19 protein-coding genes and 1 pseudogene are annotated in these 22791 nt (G+C 64.0%); 13 read left to right on the forward strand and 7 right to left on the reverse strand.

The genetic code is table 11. The features are described from left to right. Nucleotides 1–27: 27 nt before the first annotated feature. Nucleotides 28–306, reverse strand: a complete 279-nt coding sequence (locus tag AC1D0P_RS14430; RefSeq protein WP_477677366.1) for a hypothetical protein — start codon at nucleotides 304–306, stop codon at nucleotides 28–30. Nucleotides 307–436: 130 nt separating this feature from the next. Next, entirely contained in the window at nucleotides 437–1333 is an 897-nt protein-coding gene (locus tag AC1D0P_RS14435; RefSeq protein WP_477677367.1) for a LysR family transcriptional regulator, read from the reverse strand. Between the two features lie 147 nt (nucleotides 1334–1480). Between AC1D0P_RS14435 and AC1D0P_RS14440 the strand changes: the two genes are divergently transcribed. From AC1D0P_RS14440 to AC1D0P_RS14475, 8 genes and pseudogenes are all read left to right on the forward strand, one after another. Beyond that, a complete protein-coding gene (locus AC1D0P_RS14440; RefSeq protein WP_477677368.1) occupies nucleotides 1481–2677 on the forward strand; it encodes an acyl-CoA dehydrogenase in 1197 nt (398 codons plus the stop codon). A gap of 253 nt (nucleotides 2678–2930) precedes the next feature. Beyond that, the gene (locus AC1D0P_RS14445) at nucleotides 2931–3629 is read left to right on the forward strand and encodes a TetR/AcrR family transcriptional regulator (RefSeq protein WP_477677369.1); all 699 of its coding nucleotides are present in this window, start codon (nucleotides 2931–2933) and stop codon (nucleotides 3627–3629) included. Continuing rightward, nucleotides 3626–4828: an efflux RND transporter periplasmic adaptor subunit gene (locus AC1D0P_RS14450; protein WP_477677370.1), complete on the forward strand. Its 1203-nt coding sequence runs from the start codon at nucleotides 3626–3628 to the stop codon at nucleotides 4826–4828. Before AC1D0P_RS14445 ends, AC1D0P_RS14450 begins: the two co-directional genes overlap by 4 nt. A gap of 12 nt (nucleotides 4829–4840) precedes the next feature. Next, nucleotides 4841–7865: pseudogene (locus AC1D0P_RS14455) on the forward strand (efflux RND transporter permease subunit). A gap of 74 nt (nucleotides 7866–7939) precedes the next feature. Continuing rightward, on the forward strand, nucleotides 7940–8629 hold the full coding sequence (locus tag AC1D0P_RS14460; RefSeq protein ID WP_477653466.1) for a protein-L-isoaspartate O-methyltransferase family protein: 690 nt from the start codon (nucleotides 7940–7942) through the stop codon (nucleotides 8627–8629). A 23-nt stretch (nucleotides 8630–8652) separates the two neighbouring features. After that, on the forward strand, nucleotides 8653–9009 hold the full coding sequence (locus AC1D0P_RS14465; RefSeq protein ID WP_477653465.1) for a rhodanese-like domain-containing protein: 357 nt from the start codon (nucleotides 8653–8655) through the stop codon (nucleotides 9007–9009). Nucleotides 9010–9059: 50 nt separating this feature from the next. Continuing rightward, entirely contained in the window at nucleotides 9060–10418 is a 1359-nt protein-coding gene (locus AC1D0P_RS14470) for a TolC family outer membrane protein (protein WP_477677371.1), read from the forward strand. A gap of 61 nt (nucleotides 10419–10479) precedes the next feature. Beyond that, complete coding sequence (locus AC1D0P_RS14475) at nucleotides 10480–11496, forward strand: cupin-like domain-containing protein (RefSeq protein ID WP_477677372.1); 1017 nt, start codon at nucleotides 10480–10482, stop codon at nucleotides 11494–11496. Between the two features lie 88 nt (nucleotides 11497–11584). Here AC1D0P_RS14475 and AC1D0P_RS14480 read toward each other — a convergent pair whose 3' ends face one another. The 3 genes from AC1D0P_RS14480 to AC1D0P_RS14490 all read right to left on the reverse strand — a co-directional run bounded on the left by AC1D0P_RS14480 (nucleotide 11585) and on the right by AC1D0P_RS14490 (nucleotide 15655). Further along, nucleotides 11585–12931, reverse strand: a complete 1347-nt coding sequence (locus AC1D0P_RS14480; protein WP_477677373.1) for a 3-deoxy-D-manno-octulosonic acid transferase — start codon at nucleotides 12929–12931, stop codon at nucleotides 11585–11587. Then, nucleotides 12928–13944: a lipopolysaccharide heptosyltransferase I gene (waaC, locus tag AC1D0P_RS14485; protein ID WP_477677374.1), complete on the reverse strand. Its 1017-nt coding sequence runs from the start codon at nucleotides 13942–13944 to the stop codon at nucleotides 12928–12930. The genes AC1D0P_RS14480 and waaC overlap by 4 nt, the downstream gene beginning before the upstream one ends. A 325-nt stretch (nucleotides 13945–14269) precedes the next feature. Further along, entirely contained in the window at nucleotides 14270–15655 is a 1386-nt protein-coding gene (locus AC1D0P_RS14490; protein WP_477677375.1) for a phosphomannomutase/phosphoglucomutase, read from the reverse strand. Nucleotides 15656–15908: 253 nt separating this feature from the next. Here AC1D0P_RS14490 and AC1D0P_RS14495 point away from each other — a divergent pair, with 253 nt between their 5' ends. From AC1D0P_RS14495 to AC1D0P_RS14515, 5 genes are all read left to right on the forward strand, one after another. Then, nucleotides 15909–17417 carry a DNA-3-methyladenine glycosylase 2 family protein gene (locus AC1D0P_RS14495; protein WP_477677376.1) on the forward strand — a complete coding sequence of 503 codons (1509 nt, stop codon included), beginning with the start codon at nucleotides 15909–15911 and terminating at the stop codon, nucleotides 17415–17417. Nucleotides 17418–17621: 204 nt separating this feature from the next. Next, nucleotides 17622–18143: a methylated-DNA--[protein]-cysteine S-methyltransferase gene (locus tag AC1D0P_RS14500; protein WP_477677377.1), complete on the forward strand. Its 522-nt coding sequence runs from the start codon at nucleotides 17622–17624 to the stop codon at nucleotides 18141–18143. Between the two features lie 36 nt (nucleotides 18144–18179). After that, nucleotides 18180–19043, forward strand: coding sequence for a DMT family transporter (locus tag AC1D0P_RS14505; protein ID WP_477677388.1), 864 nt, complete (start codon nucleotides 18180–18182; stop codon nucleotides 19041–19043). Continuing rightward, entirely contained in the window at nucleotides 19040–19204 is a 165-nt protein-coding gene (locus AC1D0P_RS14510; protein WP_477677378.1) for a hypothetical protein, read from the forward strand. Before AC1D0P_RS14505 ends, AC1D0P_RS14510 begins: the two co-directional genes overlap by 4 nt. Nucleotides 19205–19222: 18 nt before the next feature. After that, complete coding sequence (locus tag AC1D0P_RS14515) at nucleotides 19223–19600, forward strand: VOC family protein (RefSeq protein ID WP_477677379.1); 378 nt, start codon at nucleotides 19223–19225, stop codon at nucleotides 19598–19600. A gap of 458 nt (nucleotides 19601–20058) precedes the next feature. On the opposite strand, the gene AC1D0P_RS14520 is transcribed toward AC1D0P_RS14515, so the two are convergent. Together AC1D0P_RS14520 and AC1D0P_RS14525 are read right to left on the reverse strand one after the other, a co-directional pair. Next, nucleotides 20059–21960 carry an acyltransferase family protein gene (locus AC1D0P_RS14520; protein WP_477677380.1) on the reverse strand — a complete coding sequence of 634 codons (1902 nt, stop codon included), beginning with the start codon at nucleotides 21958–21960 and terminating at the stop codon, nucleotides 20059–20061. Between the two features lie 123 nt (nucleotides 21961–22083). Further along, on the reverse strand, nucleotides 22084–22743 hold the full coding sequence (locus AC1D0P_RS14525) for a DUF1345 domain-containing protein (protein WP_477677381.1): 660 nt from the start codon (nucleotides 22741–22743) through the stop codon (nucleotides 22084–22086). Nucleotides 22744–22791: the final 48 nt, after the last annotated feature.

Below are 22791 nucleotides of genomic sequence, written 5' to 3' on the forward strand. Positions count from 1 at the left end.
CCCCGCTTGCCCTTGCCGGGCAGGGGCTCAATCGCGGCGGCGCGTGGCCTTGCTGCGCTGCATGGGGCCGACGGCGCGTTGCATCAGCCGCAGCAGGGCCAGCGCGGCAATGGCCCCGCCCACGGCCAGGCCGAGCGAACCCATGCTGAACACCGTGTCGTTGGTCTTGCCATGGCTGAGGATGGCGGCCACAAAGTCGCCGCCTATGTAGGCGCCAAACACGCCGACACCGAGGTTTTCGAGAACGAGGATTTTTTCGCGGGTGCCTGCGAACAGGCAGGCGGCGCCGCCGAGGAGAGCACCCACCACACACCAGATATACGGGTTGATGCCGTTCTCCTGAAGACTATGAACCGCCCGATGGTGGCAGCTTTAGGTCCCCGGCGGTGGACATACTTTCCCCAAGGTCTTTCGCCGGACGCCGGATGCGGGGTGTTCAGTCCTTTGCCGCCGGCGCCATCGCCCGCACTGCCTGTACAAACGCCGACAGCGCCGCATGGTCGCCACGCGCTGTCTTCCACAGGCAATGCGTGTCGTAAGGCGTGGTGGCCGCGTCCAGCGGCACAAAGGCTGCGCCGGCCATGGCCGATTGCCGCAGCGCGGCCGGCACCAACGCCACGCCCATGCCTTGGGACACCAGCGAGACCACGCTGAGCCAATGCCGCAGTTCATAACGCATCTCGGGGTAAAAGCCGGCTTCGGTGCAGATCGCCAGGATGCGCTCGTGGTAGTCGGGTGAGACCGCGCGCGACACCACGGCAAAGGGCTCACCCTGCAAAGCCGAAAGCGACAGCGAGCGCTTGCGGGCCAGCGCATGGCCGGCCGGCAGGCAGCAGATGAAGGCCTGGCTGGACACCAGGATTTGCGACAGCTCGGGTGGCACGCGCGTGGTGTGCACAAAACCCAGGTCCAGCCTGTCGTGTGCCAGTTCTATGAGTTGTTCGCTGGAGCTGAGCTCCTTCAGCGTCAGCCGCAGCAGCGGGTGTTCAGCCTGGAAACGCTCCAGGATGCGGGGCAGTCCGCTGTACAGCATGGTGCCCGAGAAACCGATGGCCAGGCTGCCGGCCATACCCTGGYCCACGTCACGCGCATGGCCGGCCGCCTGCGCGGCCTGGTCCAGCAGGGCGCGCGCCGCCGGCACAAAGGCCTGGCCCGCGGCCGTCAGCTGCACGGACTTGCTGCTGCGCGTGAACAGTTTCGCGCCTATGGAGGCCTCCAGTTGCTGGATGTTCAGCGACAGCGGCGGCTGCGAGATCGACAGGCGCCGGGCCGCGCGGCCGAAGTGCAGCTCTTCAGCCAGGACCAGGAAATAGCGGAGGTGGCGGAATTCCATGAATATGTTTTTTATATCGTTGCATCGATATTTGATATTAGACAACTATTCATGCTTGTCAAACAATCAGCCATGGCCGCCGGCGCCTCAGGCCGCGCGCCTACACTGCAAACCAAGCCCCTTCCCCTTCTTCCGGAGACACAGACCATGAAAACCACCTTCAACTGGCAGGACCCGTTTTTCTTCATGGAGCAACTGAGCGACGACGAGCGCGCCATCGCCGACGCGGCCCACGCCTTTTGCCAGGAGAAGCTGCAGCCGCGCGTGCTGATGGCAGCGCGCCATGAGAAGTTCGACCGCGAGATCATGAATGAGGCGGGCGCCATGGGCTTCCTGGGCTCCACGATTGAAGGCTACGGCTGTGCCGGTCTCAACTACGTGAGCTACGGCCTGGTGGCGCGCGAAGTCGAGCGCGTGGACAGCGGCTACCGCAGCGCCATCAGCGTGCAGAGCTCGCTGGTCATGCACCCCATCAACGCCTACGGCAGCGAAGCGCAAAAGCAGAAATACCTGCCCAAGCTGGCCACCGGCGAATGGGTGGGCTGCTTCGGCCTGACCGAACCCAACCACGGCTCCGACCCGGCCAGCATGCTGACGCGCGCCAAGCCCGTGGACGGCGGTTTCATCCTCAAGGGCGCCAAGATGTGGATCACCAACAGCCCCATCGCCGACGTCTTCGTCGTCTGGGCCAAGCTGGAAGATCCCGACGGAAAAGTCGGCGGCCAGGAAAGCATTCGCGGCTTTGTGCTCGAAAAAGGCATGAAGGGCCTCACCGCCCCCAAGATCGAAGGCAAGATGAGCTTGCGCGCCTCCATCACCGGCGAGATCGTGATGGACGACGTGTTTGTTCCCGAGGCCAACCTGCTGCCCAACGTGAGCGGCCTCAAGGGCCCTTTCGGCTGCCTCAACAAGGCGCGCTACGGCATTGCCTGGGGCGCTTTGGGCGCGGCCGAAGACTGCTGGTTCCGCGCCCGCCAGTACACCCTGGACCGCCAGCAGTTCGGCCGCCCGCTGGCGCAGAACCAGTTGATCCAGAAAAAACTCGCCGACATGCAGACTGAAATCACGCTGGGCCTGCAAGCCTGCCTGCGCGTGGGCCGGCTGATGGACGAGGACAAGGCCGTGCCGGAAATGATTTCGCTGATCAAGCGCAACAGCTGCGGCAAGTCGCTGGACATCGCCCGCATGGCGCGCGACATGCACGGCGGCAACGGCATCCATGACGAATACCACGTGATCCGCCACATGATCAACCTGGAAACCGTCAACACCTATGAAGGCACCCACGACGTGCATGCCCTGATCCTGGGCCGCGCGCAGACCGGCCTGCAGGCCTTCTATTAAGAAGCGCTTTTTCTTCTTGTAGCCAGGCCGGCACCGCCGTCGGCCGCCCTGTCACCGGCGTCCCGGGACGGCGCTTCCTTGCGTGGAATATGCACCCGCGCCTCTGTTGTGGCGCCAAAGTCGCACCCGCGGGCGCTTTACCGTGGGTTTACCAGATGAGTCCAGCCGTCCCGGCTAGCCGGTGTAGCCTACGGGGTTTGGGTTGACGGTCGGAAAGTAAGCAGATATATTACTAACCAGTCAGTCAGTAACTATGTCACTTACCAAACTCTTCAGCGACACCACGGCCGTCGCCGCCAAACGCGAGCGCCGCAAGGAAGCACGCCCGGGCGAGCTGCTGGAGGCCGCGCTGGACCTTTTTGTCGAAAAAGGCTTTGCCGCGACCCGCGCCGAGGAAGTCGCCGCCCGCGCCGGCGTCTCCAAGGGCACGCTGTTCCTCTACTTCCAGAGCAAGGAAGAACTGTTCAAGGCCGTGGTGCGCGAAAACATCTCGGGCCGCTTCACCGAATGGCGCGCCGAGCTGGACGCCTTTGAAGGCACCACCCCCGAATTGCTGGCCTACTGCATGAACAGCTGGTGGGAGCGCGTGGGCCTGACACGCGCCTCGGGCCTGACCAAGCTGATGATGAGCGAGGCCAAGAACTTCCCCGACATCGCGGCCTTCTACCAGCAGGAAGTCATCATGCCTGGCCAGGCCTTGATTCGCGCCGTCCTGCAGCGCGGCATGGACCGCGGCGAGTTCCGTCCCATGGACCTGGACTATGCCGTCTACCTGGTGATCGCGCCCATGATCTTCCTGATCCTGTCCAGGCACTCCGCCGGCGTGTGTTTGAGCAGCGACACGGAGCTGGACCCCCAAAAATACATCGCCTTCCAGGTGGAAACCATCCTGAACGGCATCTCCGCACCGGCCGGCATCGCCGTCCGGGCCCACAGGAAAGCCGCGGCATGAAGCGCTGGGTCAAGTGGGCGATCGCCGGGCTCATCGTGCTGCTCATCGCGGGTGGGGTGCTGCGCGCGCTGGCCGCGCGCAAGGCCCAGCAGCAGGCGCTGGCCGCCGGCAGCGCGGCCAGGGACATGGGCCTGGTGGAACTGGCCGGCACCGATGTGATCAAGGTCCAGGTGCGCGAAGTCGTGCAGGGCCTGCCCGTCTCGGGCTCGCTCAAGGCCGTCAACTCCGCCGTCATCAAGGCCAGGGTTGCCGGCGAGCTGCRGGGGCTGGCCGTGCGCGAGGGCGACGTGGTCAAGGCCGGCCAGGTGATCGCGCGCATCGACGCCGCCGAATACCAGTCACGCGTGCGCCAGGCCCGCGAACAGGCCGAGTCCGCCAAGGCCCAGGTCGAGGTGGTGCAGCGCCAGTACGACAACAACAAGGCCCTGGTCGACCAGGGTTTCATTTCCAAGACCGCCCTGGACACCTCGCTGGCCAACCTCAACGCCGCGCAATCCACCTACAAGGCCGCGCTGGCCGCCACCGAAGTCGCCGCCAAATCGCTGGACGACACGGTGCTGAAGGCGCCGATCGCCGGCCAGGTCTCGCAGCGCCTGGCGCAGCCCGGCGAGCGCGTGGGCATTGACACCAAAATCGTGGAGATCGTGGACCTGAGCCGGCTCGAACTCGAGGCCACGCTCAGCGCGAGCGATTCCATGGACGTGCGCGTGGGCCAGAGCGCCCAGTTGCAGGTGGAAGGCAGCCGCCAGCCGGTGACGGCCGTGGTCGCGCGCATCAACCCCAGCGCGCAGGCCGGCAGCCGCAGCGTGCTGGCCTACCTGACCATAGACAATCCCGGCGCGTCCGGCGAGGGCAGCGCCCCGCCGCTGCGCCAGGGCCTGTTCGCCCAGGGCACGCTGGGCACGGCGCGCGCCTCGCTGCTGTCGCTGCCCGTCAGCGCGGTGCGCACCGACAAGCCCGCGCCCTATGCGCAGGTCGTTGAAAACGGCGTGGTGGTGCACAAGACCGTCGAACTGGGCACACGCGGCGCCGCCGGTGGCGATGCCGTGGTGGCGGTGAAGGGCCTGGAGGACGGCGCGCTCGTCGTTCGCGGCGAGATAGGCGCACTGCGCGAAGGCACCAAAGTGCGCTTCACGCAGCTGTCCGCGGCCGGTTCCGCGCAGCCTCCCGCCAGCACGCCCACCAAGCCGGCGCCCTGAGGCTTCACGCGCATGTGGTTCACGCAGGTCAGCCTCAAGAATCCCGTGTTCGCCACCATGGTCATGCTGGCCATCGTGGTGCTGGGCCTGTTCTCCTACCAGCGCATGCAGGTCGACCAGTTCCCCAACATCGACTTCCCGGTGGTCGTGATCACCGCCGAATACCCCGGCGCCTCGCCCGAAATCGTCGAGAGCGAAGTCACCAAAAAGATCGAGGAAGGCGTCAACTCGATCGCCGGCATCAATGCGCTGACCTCGCGCAGCTATGAAGGCCAGTCCGTCGTCATCATGGAGTTCCAGCTCTATATCGACGGACGCCGCGCGGCCGAGGACGTGCGCGAAAAAATCGCGGCCATCAGGCCCAACTTCCGCGACGAGGTCAAGGAGCCGCGCGTGCTGCGCTTCGACCCGGCCAGCCGCGCCATCTGGTCTGTGGCAGTCCTGCCCCAGACCCAGGCAGGCAGCGGCAAGGCCATGGATGCGGTAGAGCTGACCAACTGGGCCGACCAGGTTCTCAAAAAGCGCCTGGAAAACGTGCGCGGCGCCGGCTCCGTCACGCTGGTGGGCGGCACCAAACGTGAAATCAACGTCTACCTGAATCCGCAGGCCATGGAGTCGCTGGGCATCAGCGCCGACCAGGTCGTCAACGCCGTTCGCAACGAAAACCAGGACCTGCCGGTGGGCGCCATCCGTTCGCTGCAGCAGGAGCGCGTCGTCAAGATCGACGCGCGCATGAAGCGGCCCGAAGACTTCGGCAAGATCATCGTGGCGCGCAAGGGCGCGGCCGGCGGCACGGCCGCGGCGGTCACCGTCGACCAGGTGGCACGCATCGCCGACGGCGCGCAGGAACTCGACAGCATGGCGCTCTACAACGGCCAGCGCACCCTGTTGCTCACGGTGCAAAAAGCCCAGGACGAAAACACCATTGCCGTGGTCGACGGCCTGAACAAGGCCGTGGCCGAGCTGCAACCGCTGCTGCCGCCCGGCGCGCGGCTGGAACTCATCGGCGACGGCTCGCGCCCGATACGCGTGGCGGTCGAGAACGTGCGCCGCACGCTGATCGAAGGCGCGCTGCTGACGGTTCTCATCGTCTTCCTGTTCCTGAACTCCTGGCGCTCCACCGTGATCACCGGGCTGACGCTGCCGATCTCCATCATCGGCACCTTTTTGTTCATGAACCTGTTCGGCTTCACCATCAACATGATCACGCTGATGGCGCTGTCGCTGTGCGTGGGCCTGCTGATCGACGACGCCATCGTGGTGCGCGAGAACATCGTGCGCCACGTGCAGATGGGCAAAGACCCCTACCGCGCCTCGATGGACGGAACCCAGGAAATCGGCCTGGCCGTGCTGGCCACCACCTTCTCCATCGTGGCCGTGTTCCTGCCCATAGGCTTCATGGGCGGCATCATCGGCAAGTTCTTCCACGAGTTCGGCGTGACCATCGTGGCGGCGGTGCTGATCTCGATGTTCGTGAGCTTCACGCTGGACCCCATGCTCTCCAGCATCTGGCACGACCCGGCCATCGCGTCACACGGCCGGCGCGGCGCGCCCGTCACCTTCTACGACAAGACCATAGGCCGCGTCACCGGCTGGTTCGACCGCGCCACCGAATCCCTGAGCGGCAGCTACCAGGGCATCCTGCGCTGGTCGCTGGGCCACAAGCTGGCGACGCTGGTGATGGCCGTGGTGATTTTTGTCACCAGCATCTTCATGGTGCCGCTGCTGGGCACCGAGTTCGTGCCCAAGGCCGACTTCTCGGAAACCACCCTGAACTTCTACACGCCGGTCGGCTCATCGCTGGAAAACACCGAGGCCAAGGCGCGCCAGGTCGAGGCCATCGTGCGCGAATTTCCGGAGGTAAGGTTCACGCTGGCCACCCTCAACACCGGCAATGCCCAGGGCAAGATGTACGCCAGCCTCTATGTGCGCCTGGTGGACCGCAAGGCGCGCACGCGCAGCGTCGACGAGATGTCGGGCGCGCTGCGCGAGCGGCTCAAGCAGGTGCCCGGCATCACGGTGACGCACGTCGGCCTGCTCGACTCGGTGGGCGGCGCCAAGCAGGTGGAGTTTTCCCTGCAGGGCACCGACCTCAAGGAACTCGAACGGCTCACCCGCGCGGTCAGCGACAAAATCAGGGGCATCCCCGGCCTGGTCGACCTGGACTCCAGCGTCAAGGCCGACAAGCCGGTGATCGAGGTCGACGTGCGGCGCGACGCGGCCTCCGACCTGGGCCTGTCGGTGTCGCAGATCGCCGCTTCCCTGCGTACCCTGGTGGCCGGCCAGACGGTGGGCAACTGGCGCGCGCCCGACGACCAGACCTACGACTTCCAGCGACATCAAGGCCGTGCTCGACAACTTCAGCTTCCCGCCGGGCTACCGCTACCAGTTCAGCGGTTCCACCAAAAACATGGCCGAGTCCTTCGGCTACGYGGTGTCGGCGCTGGTGATGGCCATCCTGTTCATCTACATGATCCTGGCCAGCCAGTTCAAGAGCTTTCTGCAGCCCATGGCGCTGATGACCTCGCTGCCGCTGACCCTGATCGGCGTAGTGCTGGCGCTGCTGCTGTTCCGCTCCACGCTGTCGATGTTCTCCATCATCGGCGTGGTGATGCTGATGGGCCTGGTCACCAAGAACGCCATCCTGCTGGTCGATTTCGCCATCCGCATGCGCGCCGACCGGCTCGACGTTGACGGCCACCGCGTGCCCGGCATGGAGCGCGGCGAAGCCCTGCTGCATGCCGCAAAAGTGCGGCTGCGGCCCATCCTGATGACCACGCTGGCCATGATCTTCGGCATGGTGCCGCTGGCTTTCGCCCTGACCGAGGGTTCGGAGCAGCGCGCCCCCATGGGCCAGGCCGTCATAGGCGGCGTGATCACCTCCTCGCTGCTGACGCTGGTGGTGGTGCCCGTGACCTACTGCTACCTGGACGACCTGGGCCAATGGTTCAAGCGCAAGTTCGGCCGCAAAACCCGTGTCGCTGATCCCTCTGAAACACCGCCGGCCCCTCCCGTGCCTGTCATGGCCGGCCGCTAAAATCAAAGGTTTATCTCGTGAACACCCGTTCTTCCCCTCTTTCCCCCCAAAATTCGCCAAACCACAGGCCCGCCATGAACTACGAACAAGCCCGATTCAACATGATTGAACAGCAGATCCGCCCCTGGGAAGTGCTGGACAACCAGATCCTCTCCCTGCTCGCCGTGGTCAAGCGCGAAGACTTCGTGCCGGCGGCCCACAAGGCGCTGGCCTTTGTCGACATGGAAATCCCGCTGCCGCCCCAGGCCAATCCCAGCCAGTGCATGCTGGCCCCCAAGGTCGAGGCCCGCATCCTGCAGGAACTGGCCGTGCAGAAGCACGAAAAAGTGCTCGAGATCGGCGCCGGCTCAGGCTATATGGCCGCCCTGCTGGCGCACCGCGCGCAGCAGGTGATCACGCTTGAAATCGACCCCGTGCTGGCGCAAACCGCGCGCGACAACCTGCAGCGCGCCGGCCTCTACAACGCCGAAGTGCGCACCGGCGACGGCGCCGCCAAGCTGGCGCAAGCCGTTGCCGGCAACGACCCGCTGCGCGGCCCCTTCGACGTGATCGTGCTGAGCGGCTCCGTCGCCGAGGTGCCGGCCTCGCTGCTGTCCCTGCTCAAGGTCGGCGGCCGCCTGAGCGCCATCGTCGGTTTCGAGCCCATGATGCGCGCCACCCTGGTCACGCGCGTGGCCGAAGACGCCTGGCGCACCACCCAGGCCTGGGACACCGTCGCGCCGCGCCTGCTGAACTTCCCCGAGCCCTCGGTCTTCAGCTTCTGAAACAACGCCCGAAAGCACCGTCCATGATTCCCCAGCTCAACCCCGCCGATTTCAGTGCCTGGCGCGACAACGCCGGCGCCGGCGCGCCTGCCCTGCCCGTGGTGCTCGACGTGCGCGAGCCCTGGGAGCTGCAGACGGCCTCGGTCAAGGAAGACGGCTTCAGGCTGGTCCACATTCCGATGCGCGAGATACCGCAGCGCCTGGCCGAGCTGCAGGAAGCCGGCGCCGGCCAGCCGATTGCCTGCCTGTGCCACCACGGCATGCGCAGCCTGCAGGTGGCCAACTATCTGATGCAAAGCGGCTTCACCGAAGTCGTCAACCTGCAGGGCGGCATCAACGCCTGGTCGCAGCAGGTGGACCGCTCCGTGCCGCTTTACTGAGCCCCGCCGTTTTTTTCATCCGCCGATTCATCCATTTCTTCAGGACCCTTATGACCACGCCCAAGAAACCGCCGGCCCGCCCGGCGATGTTGCCCTTGTCGATTGCGGCCGCCGTGGCACTGCTGGCCATGGCGCCCCTGGCGCATGCCCAGAGTCTCGTCGAGCTGTATGAGTCGGCCCGCGCCTTCGACGCCTCCTACCAGTCGGCCAAGCTGCAATACGACGCCAACCTCGCCAGGGCCGACCAGGCCAAGGCCGGCATCCTGCCGACGGCGGGCATTTCGGCCGGCGCGTCGCGCACCTCGTTTGAAAACACCGCCCCGGTGATAGACCGCAGCTTCAACACGCAAAACGCCGCGCTCAACCTGTCGCAGCCGCTGTACCGCCCGGCCAACTGGGCCACCTACCAGCAGGCCTCCCGGCAGGTGGAACTGGCCCAGGCCCAGCTGCAGGGCGCCGACCAGGACCTGATCGTGCGCACCAGCCAGGCCTACTTCGACGTGCTGGCCGCGCAGGACACCCTGACCTTTGTGCGCGCCCAGAAAGCCGCGGTGGCCGAACAGCTGGCGTCGGCCAAGCGCAACTTCGAGGTCGGCACCTCCACCATCACCGACACGCGTGAAGCGCAGGCCCGCTACGACCTGGTGATCGCCCAGGAGCTCGCCGCCGAAAACGACCTGCGCGTCAAAAAAATCGCGCTGGACACCCTGGTCGGCAAGACCGAAACCCAGCCCAAGCCCCTGGCCACCCCCGTCGGCCTGCCGGTCGTGACGCCCGCCGACGTCAATACCTGGGTCGAGCAATCCGAGCTGGTGCACCCCAGCATCCGCCAGGCGCAAAGCAATGTCGAGATCGCCGAGCTGGAAGTGAACAAGGCCGAGGCCGGCCACAAGCCCACGCTGGACGCACAGGCCAGCTACAACGTCACGCGCAACCCCTCGGGCACGGCGACCACCATCCCGCCGTTTGCCTTCCGCACCAACACCACCACCGTCGGCGTGGTGCTCAACGTGCCGCTGTTCGCCGGCTTCGCCACGCAAAACCGCGTGCGCGAAACCCTGTCGCTGCGCGACAAGGCCAAAAGCGACCTCGAAGGCGCGCGGCGCACCGTGGCCCAGGCCACGCGCACCGCCTACTTCGGCGTGCAGTCGGGCCAGGGCCAGGTCAAGGCGCTGGAAGCGGCCGAGCTGTCCAGCCAGAGCGCTCTGGACGCCAACCGGCTGGGCTACCAGGTCGGCGTGCGCATCAACATCGACGTGCTCAATTCGCAAAGCCAGCTGTTCCAGACCAAACGCGATCTGGCCAAGGCGCGCTACGACGTGCTGCTCGGCGACCTGAAACTGCGCCAGGCCAACGGCACACTGACACCCGAAGACCTGCTCAAGATCAACGCGCTGCTGGCCCCCTGATCCCTAGTCGCTGCCCGCTTCACAACACTCCAACAAAGGCCGGCCTCCGGCCAGAATTTCCATGTTGATGCCCGCACACAATCCCCTGCCCCTGCCGATTGAGGCCGAACGCGTGACCGATGCGCCGCTACACGTTCCCAAAGGCCCCAGCTTCGAGCGGATCGAGGAAACCACCTGGGAAGAACTCAAGCGCGCGGGCCGCACGCAGCCGTTCGACAAACCCGTGCTGGTCAAGGGCGGCATCCACCACTGGCCGGCCTGGAAAAAATGGTCGTTTGAATTCCTCGCCGACGTCTGCGCCGGCAAGGGCGCCGAGGTGCCGGTCAAGTTCACCGACGGCCTGGTCGAACAAGGCGTGACCAAGGGCCGCCCCTTTCTTCCGGTCGCACCCTACCTGCGGGAACTCGGCAAGGCGGCGCAGCGCGCGCCGGATCCCATGGCCGGCCTGCTGCCCAAGCCGGTGCGGGACGGCTACAAACCCGGCGAGCGCTTTCACCTGAACTGGGCCCACATGCAGTCGTTCAAGCCGACGACCTTGTACCTGGCGCAATGGGACATCCTCGAGAAATACCCCGAGTTGCGCGAAGACCTGCTCATCAAGAGCCTGTGGCCCGGCCGCATGACCTGGGAATACGTATTCATGGGCCCGGCCAATACCGTGACCGGCCTGCACAACGATTTCCCGCACAACTGGTTTGTGCAGCTCCAGGGCGTCAAGGAGTTCATCCTTTTTTCACCCGACCAGAGCCAGCACCTTTGCCCGGCCGCCAAGTACGACTGGGGCGCCACGCTCAGCGACATCAACGTCTCGCGCCTGCCCGAGCAAGTCCGCGAACTCGCGTCCTTCGAAAAAGCCCACGGCTACCATGCCCGCGTGGAAGCCGGCGATGCCCTGTTCATCCCCAAACGGACCTGGCATTCAGTGGTCTCTGTGGAGCCCTCCATCAGCCTGGGTATGTTCGGCCTCACACCTTACGAAGTCGCCACCGGCGGCGCCTGGGCCACGCTGCGCGACTGGGCGCATCACCTTCGTATGTACGCGTGGGGTAACTGCACCTGCCACCAAGTGAGACGTTAGCCCCCACGCTTTTCACTTCGAGTAATACGCTGCCCCCCGAGGGGGCGCTGCGCCTGCGGCCCGGCAAAGCCGGTTCCGCGGCCCCTGCTTATCGGGGCAGGAAAAACTCCAGCGCATCCACCGTCTTCGCCGTGGCGCCGCGGTTGCGGTCGGCGAAGGCCAGGCCGGCCGCCACGGCCGCGGCGCGCGCGTCGGGCCTGTCCATCCACTTGCGCGCTGCGCGCACGCCCTGCTCCATGTCGACCACGCGCCTGGCCGCGCCGGCTTCCACGGCGAGCTCGGCGGCTTCGGTGAAATTGAAGGTGTGGGGGCCCATGACCACCGGGCAGCCGCAGGCGGCCGCCTCGATCAGGTTCTGGCCGCCCAGCGGAGCGAAGCTGCCGCCCAGCAAGGCGACGTCGCTCATCGAGAAATACAGCGCCATCTCGCCGAGCGAGTCACCGAGCCAGACATCGGCTTGCTGCGCAGCATCGGCCGCCGGGCCGCCGGCGGCATCGTCCCAGCCGGAGCGGCGCGAGACGCGCAGGCCGTGCTGCAACACCAGTGCCTCGACCTCATTGAAGCGCTGCGGGTGGCGCGGCACCAGCAGCACCTTGAAACGGCTTCCTGTTCCTTCAACCTCCGCGTGCGGCGCCTCCACCTGGACCTGTACGCGTTCCGACTGGGCCACGGCACTTATTTCCTTCAAGAAAAGCGCCTCTTCGCCTTCGCGCGAGCTGGCAAACATCAGCACCGGCTGCGCCAGCGCGCGGCGCCAGGTCTTGCCCTTTTCCTGTTGGGCATCGTCAGCGGCGGCATCGAACTTCAGGTTGCCGAACACGCCGGCCACCGCCGCGCCGGCCCGGCGAAAGCGGCGCGCGTCCTCGTCCGTCTGCGCATACACCGCCGAGAGAGCGGCATAGGCCGGCAGCGACAGCAGCGACATCCTCAGCGCTTTTTGCAGGGATTTTTCGGACAGCCTGCCGTTGGCCAGCACCAGGGGAATCGCACGCGCTTTCGCGGCCGCCACGAGATTGGGCCAGACCTCGGTTTCCATCAACAGCCCCAGCCGCGGCTTGAAGTGCTCAAGGAAGCGGGCCACCGCGCCCGGGCTGTCCCAGGGCTGCCACACCTGCACGTCGCCCGGCTGCAGCAGGGCGACGCCCTCGGCGCGTCCGGTAGCGGTGCCGTGCGTGAGCAATATGCGCAGGCCTGGGTGGCGCGCGCGCAGCGCTTTGAGCAGCATGGCGGCGGTACGGGTTTCGCCCAGCGACACGGCATGCACCCAGATGAGTTCAGAGGTCGTTTCAGCCGGCTGGGCATAGCGGCCAAAGCGCTCTTCGATCCCCTCCAGGTAGCCGGGCTCCTGCTTGCCACGGCGTGCCAGCTTGCGGCGCAGCAGCGGCTGCCCGCACCACATCAGCAGCGAATAAAGCTTCAGGGCCAGGGCGCTCATGCGGCGGCCCCGGCCGCGCTGCAGGCCAGCCAGGCCTGCCAGACGTCCTCGACGCCGGGTGCGGGTTGGGCAAACACGCTGCGCTGCCGGCCGCCGTGGTCCTGCTGATCGGGCCCGGTGCGCCAGGCCGTGTCGAAGTTGTAGATCTGCACATGCGGCAGGTCCAGCGCGACGGCGATGTGGCTCACGCCGCTGTCCACGCCGATCACGCCGGCGCATTGCGCGAGCTCTTCGGTCAGCGCATCCAGCGCCAGCGGGGGCAAGACCACGGCAGAATTCGCCGCCACGCCGTTGAGCGCTTCGGCAATCGCCCGGCTGGTGGCCAGTTCCGCGGCATTGCCGTGCGGCAGCACCAGCTGGTAGCCGGCGGTGTGCAGGCGCTGCCCCAGCGCCACCCAGTGGCTGAGCGGCCATTCCTTGTCGGCGCGCGAGGTGCCGTGGACAAAAGCGATGCGGCCCTTGGGGGAGCTGCCGCTGCTCGTTGCCGGCGCCGCGGGCACCTTCAGGCCAAAGCGGGTGGTGGCCGCGGGGCTGTAGCCCAGGGCGCGCGCCGCCAGTTCGCGCGAACGCCGCACCGCATGGATGTGCGGCTCAACGGCGATCGCCACATCGGCCACCCAGCGCGTGGGGGCTTCGTAGCCCGAGCCGTCGGTCTGGTTGGCCAGCGCATAACGTTTTCCGCCGGGGGCCAGCCGGGCCAGCCGCGCCACCAGCGCGGACTTGGTCAGGCCCTGCAGGTCGATGACGGCGTCATAAGCCTCCTGCTGCAGCTCGGCCCTGAAAGCGCGCCATTCCTGCCGCGTGGCGGCCGTCCAGAAAGATTTGCGCCAGCGCCGGATCTCGCAGGGAATGATGCGGTGCAACCCTTGGCTGCGCGCCAGCAGGGAGGCAAAGGACTTCTCCACCACCCAGTCAATCTGCGCTTCGGGGAATGCGGTGCGTATGTCCTGCACCACGGGTAGGGTATGCACCACATCGCCCAGGGACGAGAGCTTGACCAGGAGAATTTTCATGAAGGCCGTGAAAGCGGAAAACGCTGATTTTAGGTGCAGGCCTCACCTTACCCTTTCGTCCTGAGGTATCGAAGGGCCGATGCGCTACAGGGATGGGTTCGATACCTCAGCCGAACGGAACAGGATTGAACCCGAGCGGAGAAGGGTTCGCGAGCCGCTTGCTTCTCCGCCCGTCGCCTTTGTCCGGTTTTCAATCTGCGTAAATCTGCGAAACCTGCGGATGAATTTATATCCACAGATTTCGCAGATTTACGCAGATAAAGACCATCAAAAAGGCTTCGATACCTCAGCCCGAACGCTAAGGCTGCGGCCAGACGGGGGTGTTTCAGTGCGCAGCTGCCGCGAAGCTCGCGTCGGGCTTAACGCTGCGTAATAAAKTCAGCATGTCGGCTTCGATCCGTTCCAGCGCCGCCTGGGTATGCCCCTCAAAGCGCAGCACCAGCACCGGCGTGGTGTTGGACGCGCGGATCAGGCCAAAGCCGTCGGGCCAGTCGACGCGCACGCCGTCAATCGTAGATATCTTCGCGGGCGCCGGAAATTTCGCGGACTTGATCAAGGCCTCCACGACCGTATGCGGCTCGCCTTCCTTGCAGGCCACATTGAGTTCAGGCGTGCTGAAGCTGGTCGGCAAAGCATTGAGCACGATGCCGGCATCCGGCACGCGGCTCAGAATTTCCAGCAGGCGGGCGCCGGCATAGGTGCCGTCGTCAAAACCGTACCAGCGCTCCTTGAAGAAGATATGGCCGCTCATCTCGCCGCCCAGCGGCGAATCGACTTCCTTCATCCTGGCCTTGATCAGCGAATGGCCGGTCTTGTACATCATGGGCACCCCGCCGGCGGCCTCGATCTCGGGCGCCAGACGCTGCGAGCATTTCACGTCGAACAGAATCGTCCCGCCCGGCACGCGCGACAGCACGTCGCGCGCGAACAGCATCATCTGCCGGTCGGGGTAGATGTTCTGGCCGTCTTTGGTGACAATGCCCAGCCGGTCGCCGTCACCGTCAAAGGCCAGGCCCAGTTCGGCATCGCCGCTTTGCAAGGCCTTGATCAGGTCCTGCAGGTTTTCGGGCTTGCTCGGGTCGGGATGGTGATTGGGAAAGTTGCCGTCCACTTCGCTGAAGAGTTCGGTGACTTCACAGCCCAAAGCGCGAAAGATGGCGGGCGCCGACGCGCCGGCAATGCCGTTGCCGGAATCGACGACGATTTTCAGCGGGCGTTCCAGCTTGATGCCCGAAACGATGCGGTCGCGGTAGGCCGTGCCCACGTCGACCTGGCGGATGCTGCCGCCCTGCGAAGGCAGCACCCACTTGTCGCCTGCGATGACACGGCGCAGTGCCTGGATCTCCTCGCCGTAGATCGCGCGCCCGGCCAGCACCATCTTGAAGCCGTTGTAGTCCTTGGGGTTGTGGCTGCCCGTGACCTGTATGCCGGATCCGGCCAGCGTGCTGGCGGCAAAGTACAGCATGGGCGTGGTCACCATGCCCACGTCGATCACGTCGATGCCCGTGGCGGCCAGGCCGCGCATCAGCGCCGCGCTTAGCGACGGCCCGCTAAGCCGGCCGTCGCGGCCCACGGCCACGGCTTTTTCGCCTTCCGCCAGCGCCGCCATGCCAAAGGCCTTGCCCAGGGCCTCGGCCATTGCTTCATGGATGGTGGACGGCACGACGCCGCGTATGTCATAGGCCTTGAAGATGGACGGGTTGATTTGCATCGGGTGCGGTTCCTGGTTCCTGCAAGTAGGGGTATGGGCTTCGAATGATGGGATGGCCCGGAGAAGCGAGTTTCATTGTAGGGGGGCGGCCCTGCCGCTTCCTGTAGGCGGCAGCCGTTTCCGGCCAGTCCGTTCAGACTATTGCGGACCTCCCCGAAAGCCGGAAACCGGCCGAAAAAGGGGTCCACGGAGGGGTGAGGGACATGTCCGAAAACGGCCAGTCGAAACCAGCCAGCGGCGTATCATTTCTTCCATGGACCGCGAAAACACCCCTCTTGCCGACAACGACTGCTACCTCGCCCTGAAGGCGCGGGACGCGCGTTTCGACGGCAGCTTTTTCACCGGCGTGACCTCCACCGGCATTTATTGCCGGCCGGTCTGCAGCGTGAAAACGCCCAAGCGCGAGAACTGCCGTTTCTTCCACCATGCGGCGCAGGCCGAGAACGCCGGCTTCCGCCCCTGCCTGCGCTGCCGGCCCGAGCTGGCGCCGCACTCGGTGGTGTGGTCCATCCAGGACGCTTCCTACATCCTGGCCCACCAGGCGGCCCGCCTGCTCGACGAGCCCGAAGTCTGGGCCGGGGAAGCGCCCTCGGTCGAGAAGCTCGCCGCCCGGCTGGGCGTCAGCGACCGCCACGTGCGGCGCATCTTCGAGGCGCAGTTCGGCGTCTCGCCCATSCAGTATTTGCAGACGCACAGGCTGCACACCGCCAAGCAGCTGCTGGCCGACACCAACCTGCCGATCACGCAGATTGCGCTGATCAGCGGCTTCGCCAGCGTTCGGCGCTTCAACGCCGCTTTTGTCGAGCACTACAAGCTCAACCCCACGCAGCTGCGGCGCCAGGGGCCGGCGCGCAGCGGCGACGTCGGCGAAGGCGCGACCATACGGCTGGGCTACCGCCCGCCCTACGACGTGCAGGCCATACTGGCCTTCTTCAGCAAGCGCTGCATCAGCACCATCGAGTTCATCGACACCGAGGCGGACTTGCCTTGCCTGGGCCGGACCCTGGGCATCGAATCCGGCGGCAAGCTGTACACCGGCTGGCTGCTGGCCAGTTTTGAGGAAGAGCGTTCCCGCCTGGTGCTGCGCGTGAGCGACTCGCTGCGCGAGGTGCTGCCGCTGGTGATACGCCGCGCGCGCACCACTTTCGATCTCGACGCCGACCCGACGGCCATCAACAGCGTGCTGCACGACGCCTTCCCCGAAGGCGACGGCCTGCGCGTGCCGGGCGCGCTCGATGGCTACGAGCTCGCGGTGCGTGCCGTGCTGGGCCAGCAGATCACCGTGGCCGCCGCGCGCACCCTGGCGCAGCGCATGGTGGACCGCTTCGGCGAACCGATCGAAACGCCGTGGCCCAAGCTGACCCGCCTCTTCCCCGCACCGGGCGTGTTGGCGGCGGCCAGCGGCGACGCGCTGGGGCAGCTGGGCATCGTCAAACAGCGCCAGGCCGCGATTGTCGGCATCGCGCAGGCCGTGGCCGACAAGCGCCTGCAGCTGCACAGCGGCGCCGACGTCAGCGCCACGCTGGCCACGCTCAAGGAGCTGCCCGGCATAGGCGACTGGACCGCGCAATACATCGCCATGCGCGCGCTGCGCTGGCCAGACGCCTTTCCGGCGGGCGACGTGGCGCTGCACAAGGCCCTGGGCGTGCAGGGCCTGAAGAACCCGGCGCGGGAAGCCGAACTCGCCTCGGCGGCCTGGAAACCCTGGCGCAGTTACGCGGTGATACGCGCCTGGAGCGGAACGCTGGAGCGCCCCGGCTGACGGTGCGACAGTCATTCATGCGCGGGCGGAATGAATGCGGCGCCTCGATTTCATTGGACGGTACAGCGCCCAGGCGCGAACATCGCCGGTGAATGATCGAGCCGGCCTTTGCCCGCGAAACAACAAGCCAGCCAAAGCGGCCTTTCCAGGACTTAAACGGACCTGGCAAGGCAGACACTCGAAACCATTCAAAAGGTGACCCAGATGAAATTCGACAACTCCATCGTCCAGACGACCTTCCACAGCCCTTTGGGCGAAATGATCATTGCCGCGACCGACAAGGGCCTGGCCGGCACCTGGTTCGCAGGCCAGCGCCACCTGCCGCCGCAGCTCGTGAAACCCTATGTGTGGCGCGAAGACCCGGAGCACCCGGTGCTCAAGCAGACCATCCAGCAACTGACCGAATACTATGCCGGCACGCGCACAGAGTTCGACCTGCCCCTGGACCTGGGCCATGGCACAGCCTTCCAGCAGTCGGTGTGGCAGGCCTTGCTGGCCATCCCGCAAGGCGGCACCCTGAGCTACGGCCAGGTCAGCCAGAACATCGGGAAACCCGCAGCGGTGCGCGCCGTCGGCGCGGCCGTCGGGCGCAACCCGGTCAGCGTCATCGTGCCCTGCCACCGCGTGCTGGGCTCCGACGGTTCGCTCACCGGCTACGCCGGCGGGCTGCACCGCAAGACCGCCTTGCTTAAACTCGAAGGCGCACTACAGGAGAGCATGCTGTGAGTTCCAGTCCTTCCGGTATCGCCGCGCCCCGCCGCCATCTGGGGCTCATCATTCCTTTTCATGCGCATCAGCACGGTGGAGTTCGGCCCGCTGCCGACCGCCGCCGTGCGCGTGGGCATCGCCGCGCTGTTCTTGCTGCCCATCGTGTGGCTGCGCGGCCTGCTGCCCGAGCTGAAGAAAAGCTGGAAGAAAATTTTCCTCATCGGCATCCTCAATTCGGGCATTCCGTTTGCCTGCTTTTCCTTCGCGCTGCTATCCATCACCACCGGCCTGTCGGCGATTCTCAACGCCACCGTGCCCATGTTCGGCGCGCTGATCGCCTGGCTGTGGCTCAAGGACAAACCCAATGCCTCGCGCATCCTGGGCCTCATCGTCGGTTTTGCCGGCGTCGCCATGCTGGCCTGGGACAAGGCCACCTTCAAGCCCGACGCCTCGGGTGTGGCGCCCGGCTGGGCCGTGCTGGCCTGCCTGTTTGCCTGCATCTGCTACGGCATCTCAGCCAGCTACACCAAACGCTACCTGACGGGCATGCCACCGCTGGTGACCGCCGCCGGCAGCCAGATAGGCGCGACCCTGGGCCTGGCCCTCCCCGCCGCCTGGCTGTGGCCCGCGCAGATGCCGGGCGCGCACGCCTGGCTGGCGCTGCTGGCTGTCGGCGTGGTCTGTACCGGGCTGGCCTATATTTTGTTTTTCCGCCTGATCGAAAACGCCGGCCCGCCGCGTGCGCTGTCGGTCACCTTCCTGGTGCCGGTGTTCGCCGTGATCTACGGCGTGCTCTTCCTCGGCGAGCATGTGACGGCCTGGATGGTGATCTGCGCCGTGGTGATTGTGATTGGCACCGCGCTGTCGACCGGCTTGCTCAAGCTGGGCCGCAAAGCTGAACAGCAGCAGAAGGCATGACGTCGGCTCGCAAGACCAAACTCAAGCTGACCGCGCCCAAGCCGCGCAACCCTTTGGTGGCGCCTGCGGCGCAGCGCAAGGCCGGCTCGCACCGCAAGTCTGAAGCGAGCCTGCGCAAGAAGGAAAAGATGGCGCTGAAGAAGCAGCTGTTTCAGCTGTAATACGCTCCAGGAGAATCCATGTTTGACCACGTCAAATTCGGCGTCAGCGACTATGCAGCGAGCAAGGCCTTCTTCCTCAAGGCACTTGAGCCGCTCGGTGTAGGGGTTGCCTCGGAGGGGCCGCCATCGTACGGCGTCGAACTGAGTGGCTCAAAGGCCAAGGCTTCTTTATGCCTGTTCCAGACCGGGGAGAAGCCGGCGCATCTTCACCTGGCGTTCGCGGCCGCAAATCGCCGGCAAGTCGAAGCTTTCTATCGCGCGGCCCTGAAGGCGGGCGGCAAAGACAATGGCCCGCCCGGCCTGCGCCCGCACTACCACGCGAACTACTATGCGGCTTTTGTCATTGGTCCGGACGGGCACAACATTGAGGTGGTTTGCCAGGAACCTGAGGCCTGAACGCCGGGCACATGCTACTTGCATATCCAGCAAACACTTGCGAACACGCGATAGACGAACCAGAGCCCTAGAAATGCAGCGACAGCGATTACGAAGAGGCACCCCGTGGCCCCTGAAGCGGAAAAACTCTGCTTGTTGAGTTTCACGTCAAAGTGACCCGCTTTTTTCACAGCAGCCTGACCCTATCTCAACCCCGAAATGTGAATGTCCTGCTTTGTGCAAAGGGGCTTCACCAATGGCTCAGCGTTCGATGGAAAAACGGATCAAACAAGCGCGGAAATCCACACGCGTAGCGAGTGACGGCAGAAATCAGGCGAAAAAGAAGCCTCTGCCCCATGCGGGAGAGATTCGATAGTCTTGACGGAAACGGCAGGACTCAAAGTCCGCAACTCACGACTTGCCACCGATCTCGCCAGGTTCATGATCCGCGTGCGAAACGGAAAGAAAGATCCCGCCAGTTACTCCTTGGGGTACAGCCATTTTTCCAGCACGTGATTGGCTCGAAATATCTCACCGTAATATTTTGAACCGTCCGCACTCCAATGGCCGTAATCAAAAGTCAACAATTCCTCGCCCTCACTTAGGGCTGGACATACTCCTCCAGTGCATAGGTTATTTATTTTTGAAATGTAGGGTACGCCGACGTCACTGAAGAACCTTTCCATTTGACTATCCAATCTGAATTTATCTTTAAGCAAGTAGGATGAAAGCATCAGATTTGGTTTGTGCGATCTATTGCGGCTGAGGATTTTTGGCACGTCGTCGCTAAATTCAAATGTTGGTCCAAAAACAACGACGGGAATCCCGCGCATCTGGAAATATTCGATATCGCTGGTCAGTGCTTTGAAGTCGTTTGACCATCTCGCAGACAGAATTACCCCATCCAGTTTCACGAGCTCTTTGAAATCGTATTTGACGTAGCGGATGAGTTCGCCACATCGATTTGGGTCCGGCTTATGCACCGCCTCAATTGGAGTGCAGCCCGATCCGGTGACCTGCAGGAAATTGATCTCTTTGTACGCTTGACTAAGGCTGGTCCTTAGATCAAAGGCATGTGAGTCTCCGATAACCAATATGTTTTTCCGGTGAGCGTCCAAGGAAAGGCAATCACCGATGATTGCCATATTCCCCGCAAAGGTATCTTCGGGTCGATAGAAATGACAACGGCCAGCTCGCATTGAAGCAAGTCGTTCTTTGCCAATTTTCTCTATATTGAAATGTTGTGCATCTTGAATGCTACGAGACGGAATTCCACCAAGGCTCGTAACCTGAAATCCAATTACTCCTACCGTTACCAGCGACGTCAGGAGATAAATCGTCACCTTAGGATTGGGCCTATGACGAACTGGGATTTCAATATACCGATACGTCAGCCAGGCCAGCAGGAAACTTGCTGCAACAGCCGTACTCCGAACAAGTGCGCTTGGCTGGCCGGATTCGATAATGTGTGCAAAGGAAATCAGCGGCCAGTGCCATAAATATAGAGGGAAGCTGATAAGACCAATCTTGACAAGGGGAGACGCGGATAAAAATGTTCTATTCAGCCCATGCGTAGAACCGGCAGAGACAACCAGGAATGCGCCGACAACAGGCAACAATGCCCACCAGCCGGGAAATAAAAAATCTTTGTTAAAAGCAAAAATCGCGACGGCCATGCAACCAAGCCCCAAGGCTGATCTGAAGTTTCGCGAGCTTGCGCCAAAGAAGCGATCCATCCCGTCGGATTTGGCGGCTAAAGCGCTCCCAAAGAGAAGCTCCCATAGTCTGGAAGCGGGAGAATAAAACGCTTTAACAGGATCCAGGTCGACAGTGATGACACCTAAAAGGAAAGACGACAACGCGATTCCGGCAATGGCCAACGGTATTGAGCGCGGATGAACCCGGTACAGCACCAGGAGTAGTACTGGCCAGAGTAAATAGAACTGCTCTTCGATTCCGAGAGACCATAAATGCAGCAAAGGTTTTGAACTTGCAGTTCCATCAAAGTAGCCCGCTTCCCTCCAAAGGACAAAATTTGAAACGAAGGACGATCCAGCAGCTGTGTGCATTCCAAGTTGCTTGTATTCATCGGCAAAGAGGAGGAACCAGCCTCCAATCAAGCAAATCAACAGAACAATAATTAAAGCAGGGAATATTCGCCTTATACGGCGTGAGTAGAACCCTGAAATGCTGAACGTGTTTTCATCAAGTGATTTCAGGATGATTCCCGAAATCAAATAACCGGAAATCACAAAAAACACATCAACGCCAACGAATCCGCCCGGCACGAACTCAGGAAATGCGTGGAACCCAATAACAGCGAGGACGGCTATGGCACGGAGGCCGTCAATATCTGGGCGGTATTCAAGGTGTGAAGACACTCTATTGCGTTCTTATACGTTATTGTTGGATGGGGTAATGATATTGTGCGTCCGTCAGTGGACAGCACGGCAAAGGCCAACCGCACATGAGCCGCCGGGCATCTCGCAGCGGCCCAACCGGATTTACTGCAACGCCCCCGCCACCACATTGATGCTGAGCGCCAAAATCAGCATGTTGAAGCCGAAGGACAGCACGCTGTGCACCAGCGTGAGCCGGCGCATTTCGCGCGAGGTGACCTGCACGTCGGAGACCTGCGAGGTCATGCCGACCACGTGGGCGTAGTACAGAAAGTCGAAGTAATCCGGGTCCAGCCCGCCGGGGAAACACAGGCCGGGGCCGTCGGGTTCGTTGCGTTTTTCTTCGTGGTAATAGCGGTGCGCGTAGCGAAACGCATAAATCGTCTGCATGAACAACCAGGAAGCGGCCAGTGCCGCGACGGAAAGCGCGATGCGCAGCGTGCGCTCCATGCCCGAGAGGTTTTTGGCCTGCTGCATCATCAGCGTGATGGCCGCAACGCAGGCCATGGTGGCCAGCAGCATCAGCAAAAACAGCACGACGCTGGGCTCGTCCTGGGCCTGTGCGCGTTCGCGTGTGCGTTTGGCGTCGAAGCGCACACACAGCCACCAGGCCAGCCCCAGGTAAACGGAGATGCCGGCGCACCAGCCGAGCAGGCCGCAGAACTGCCAGCCCAGGGGCAGCGGCAAGGCCGCCACGATCAATCCCGCCACCAGGCCCAGGGTGAGCCGCTGCGGGCCTGTGGTTTCGGAGAAATGTTTGCGCATGGCGCATTGTGGGGCCGGTGGCACCCCGGCTTCAAGCCCGCCTTTCTT

The organism is Polaromonas sp. P1_G2, from assembly GCF_056405515.1.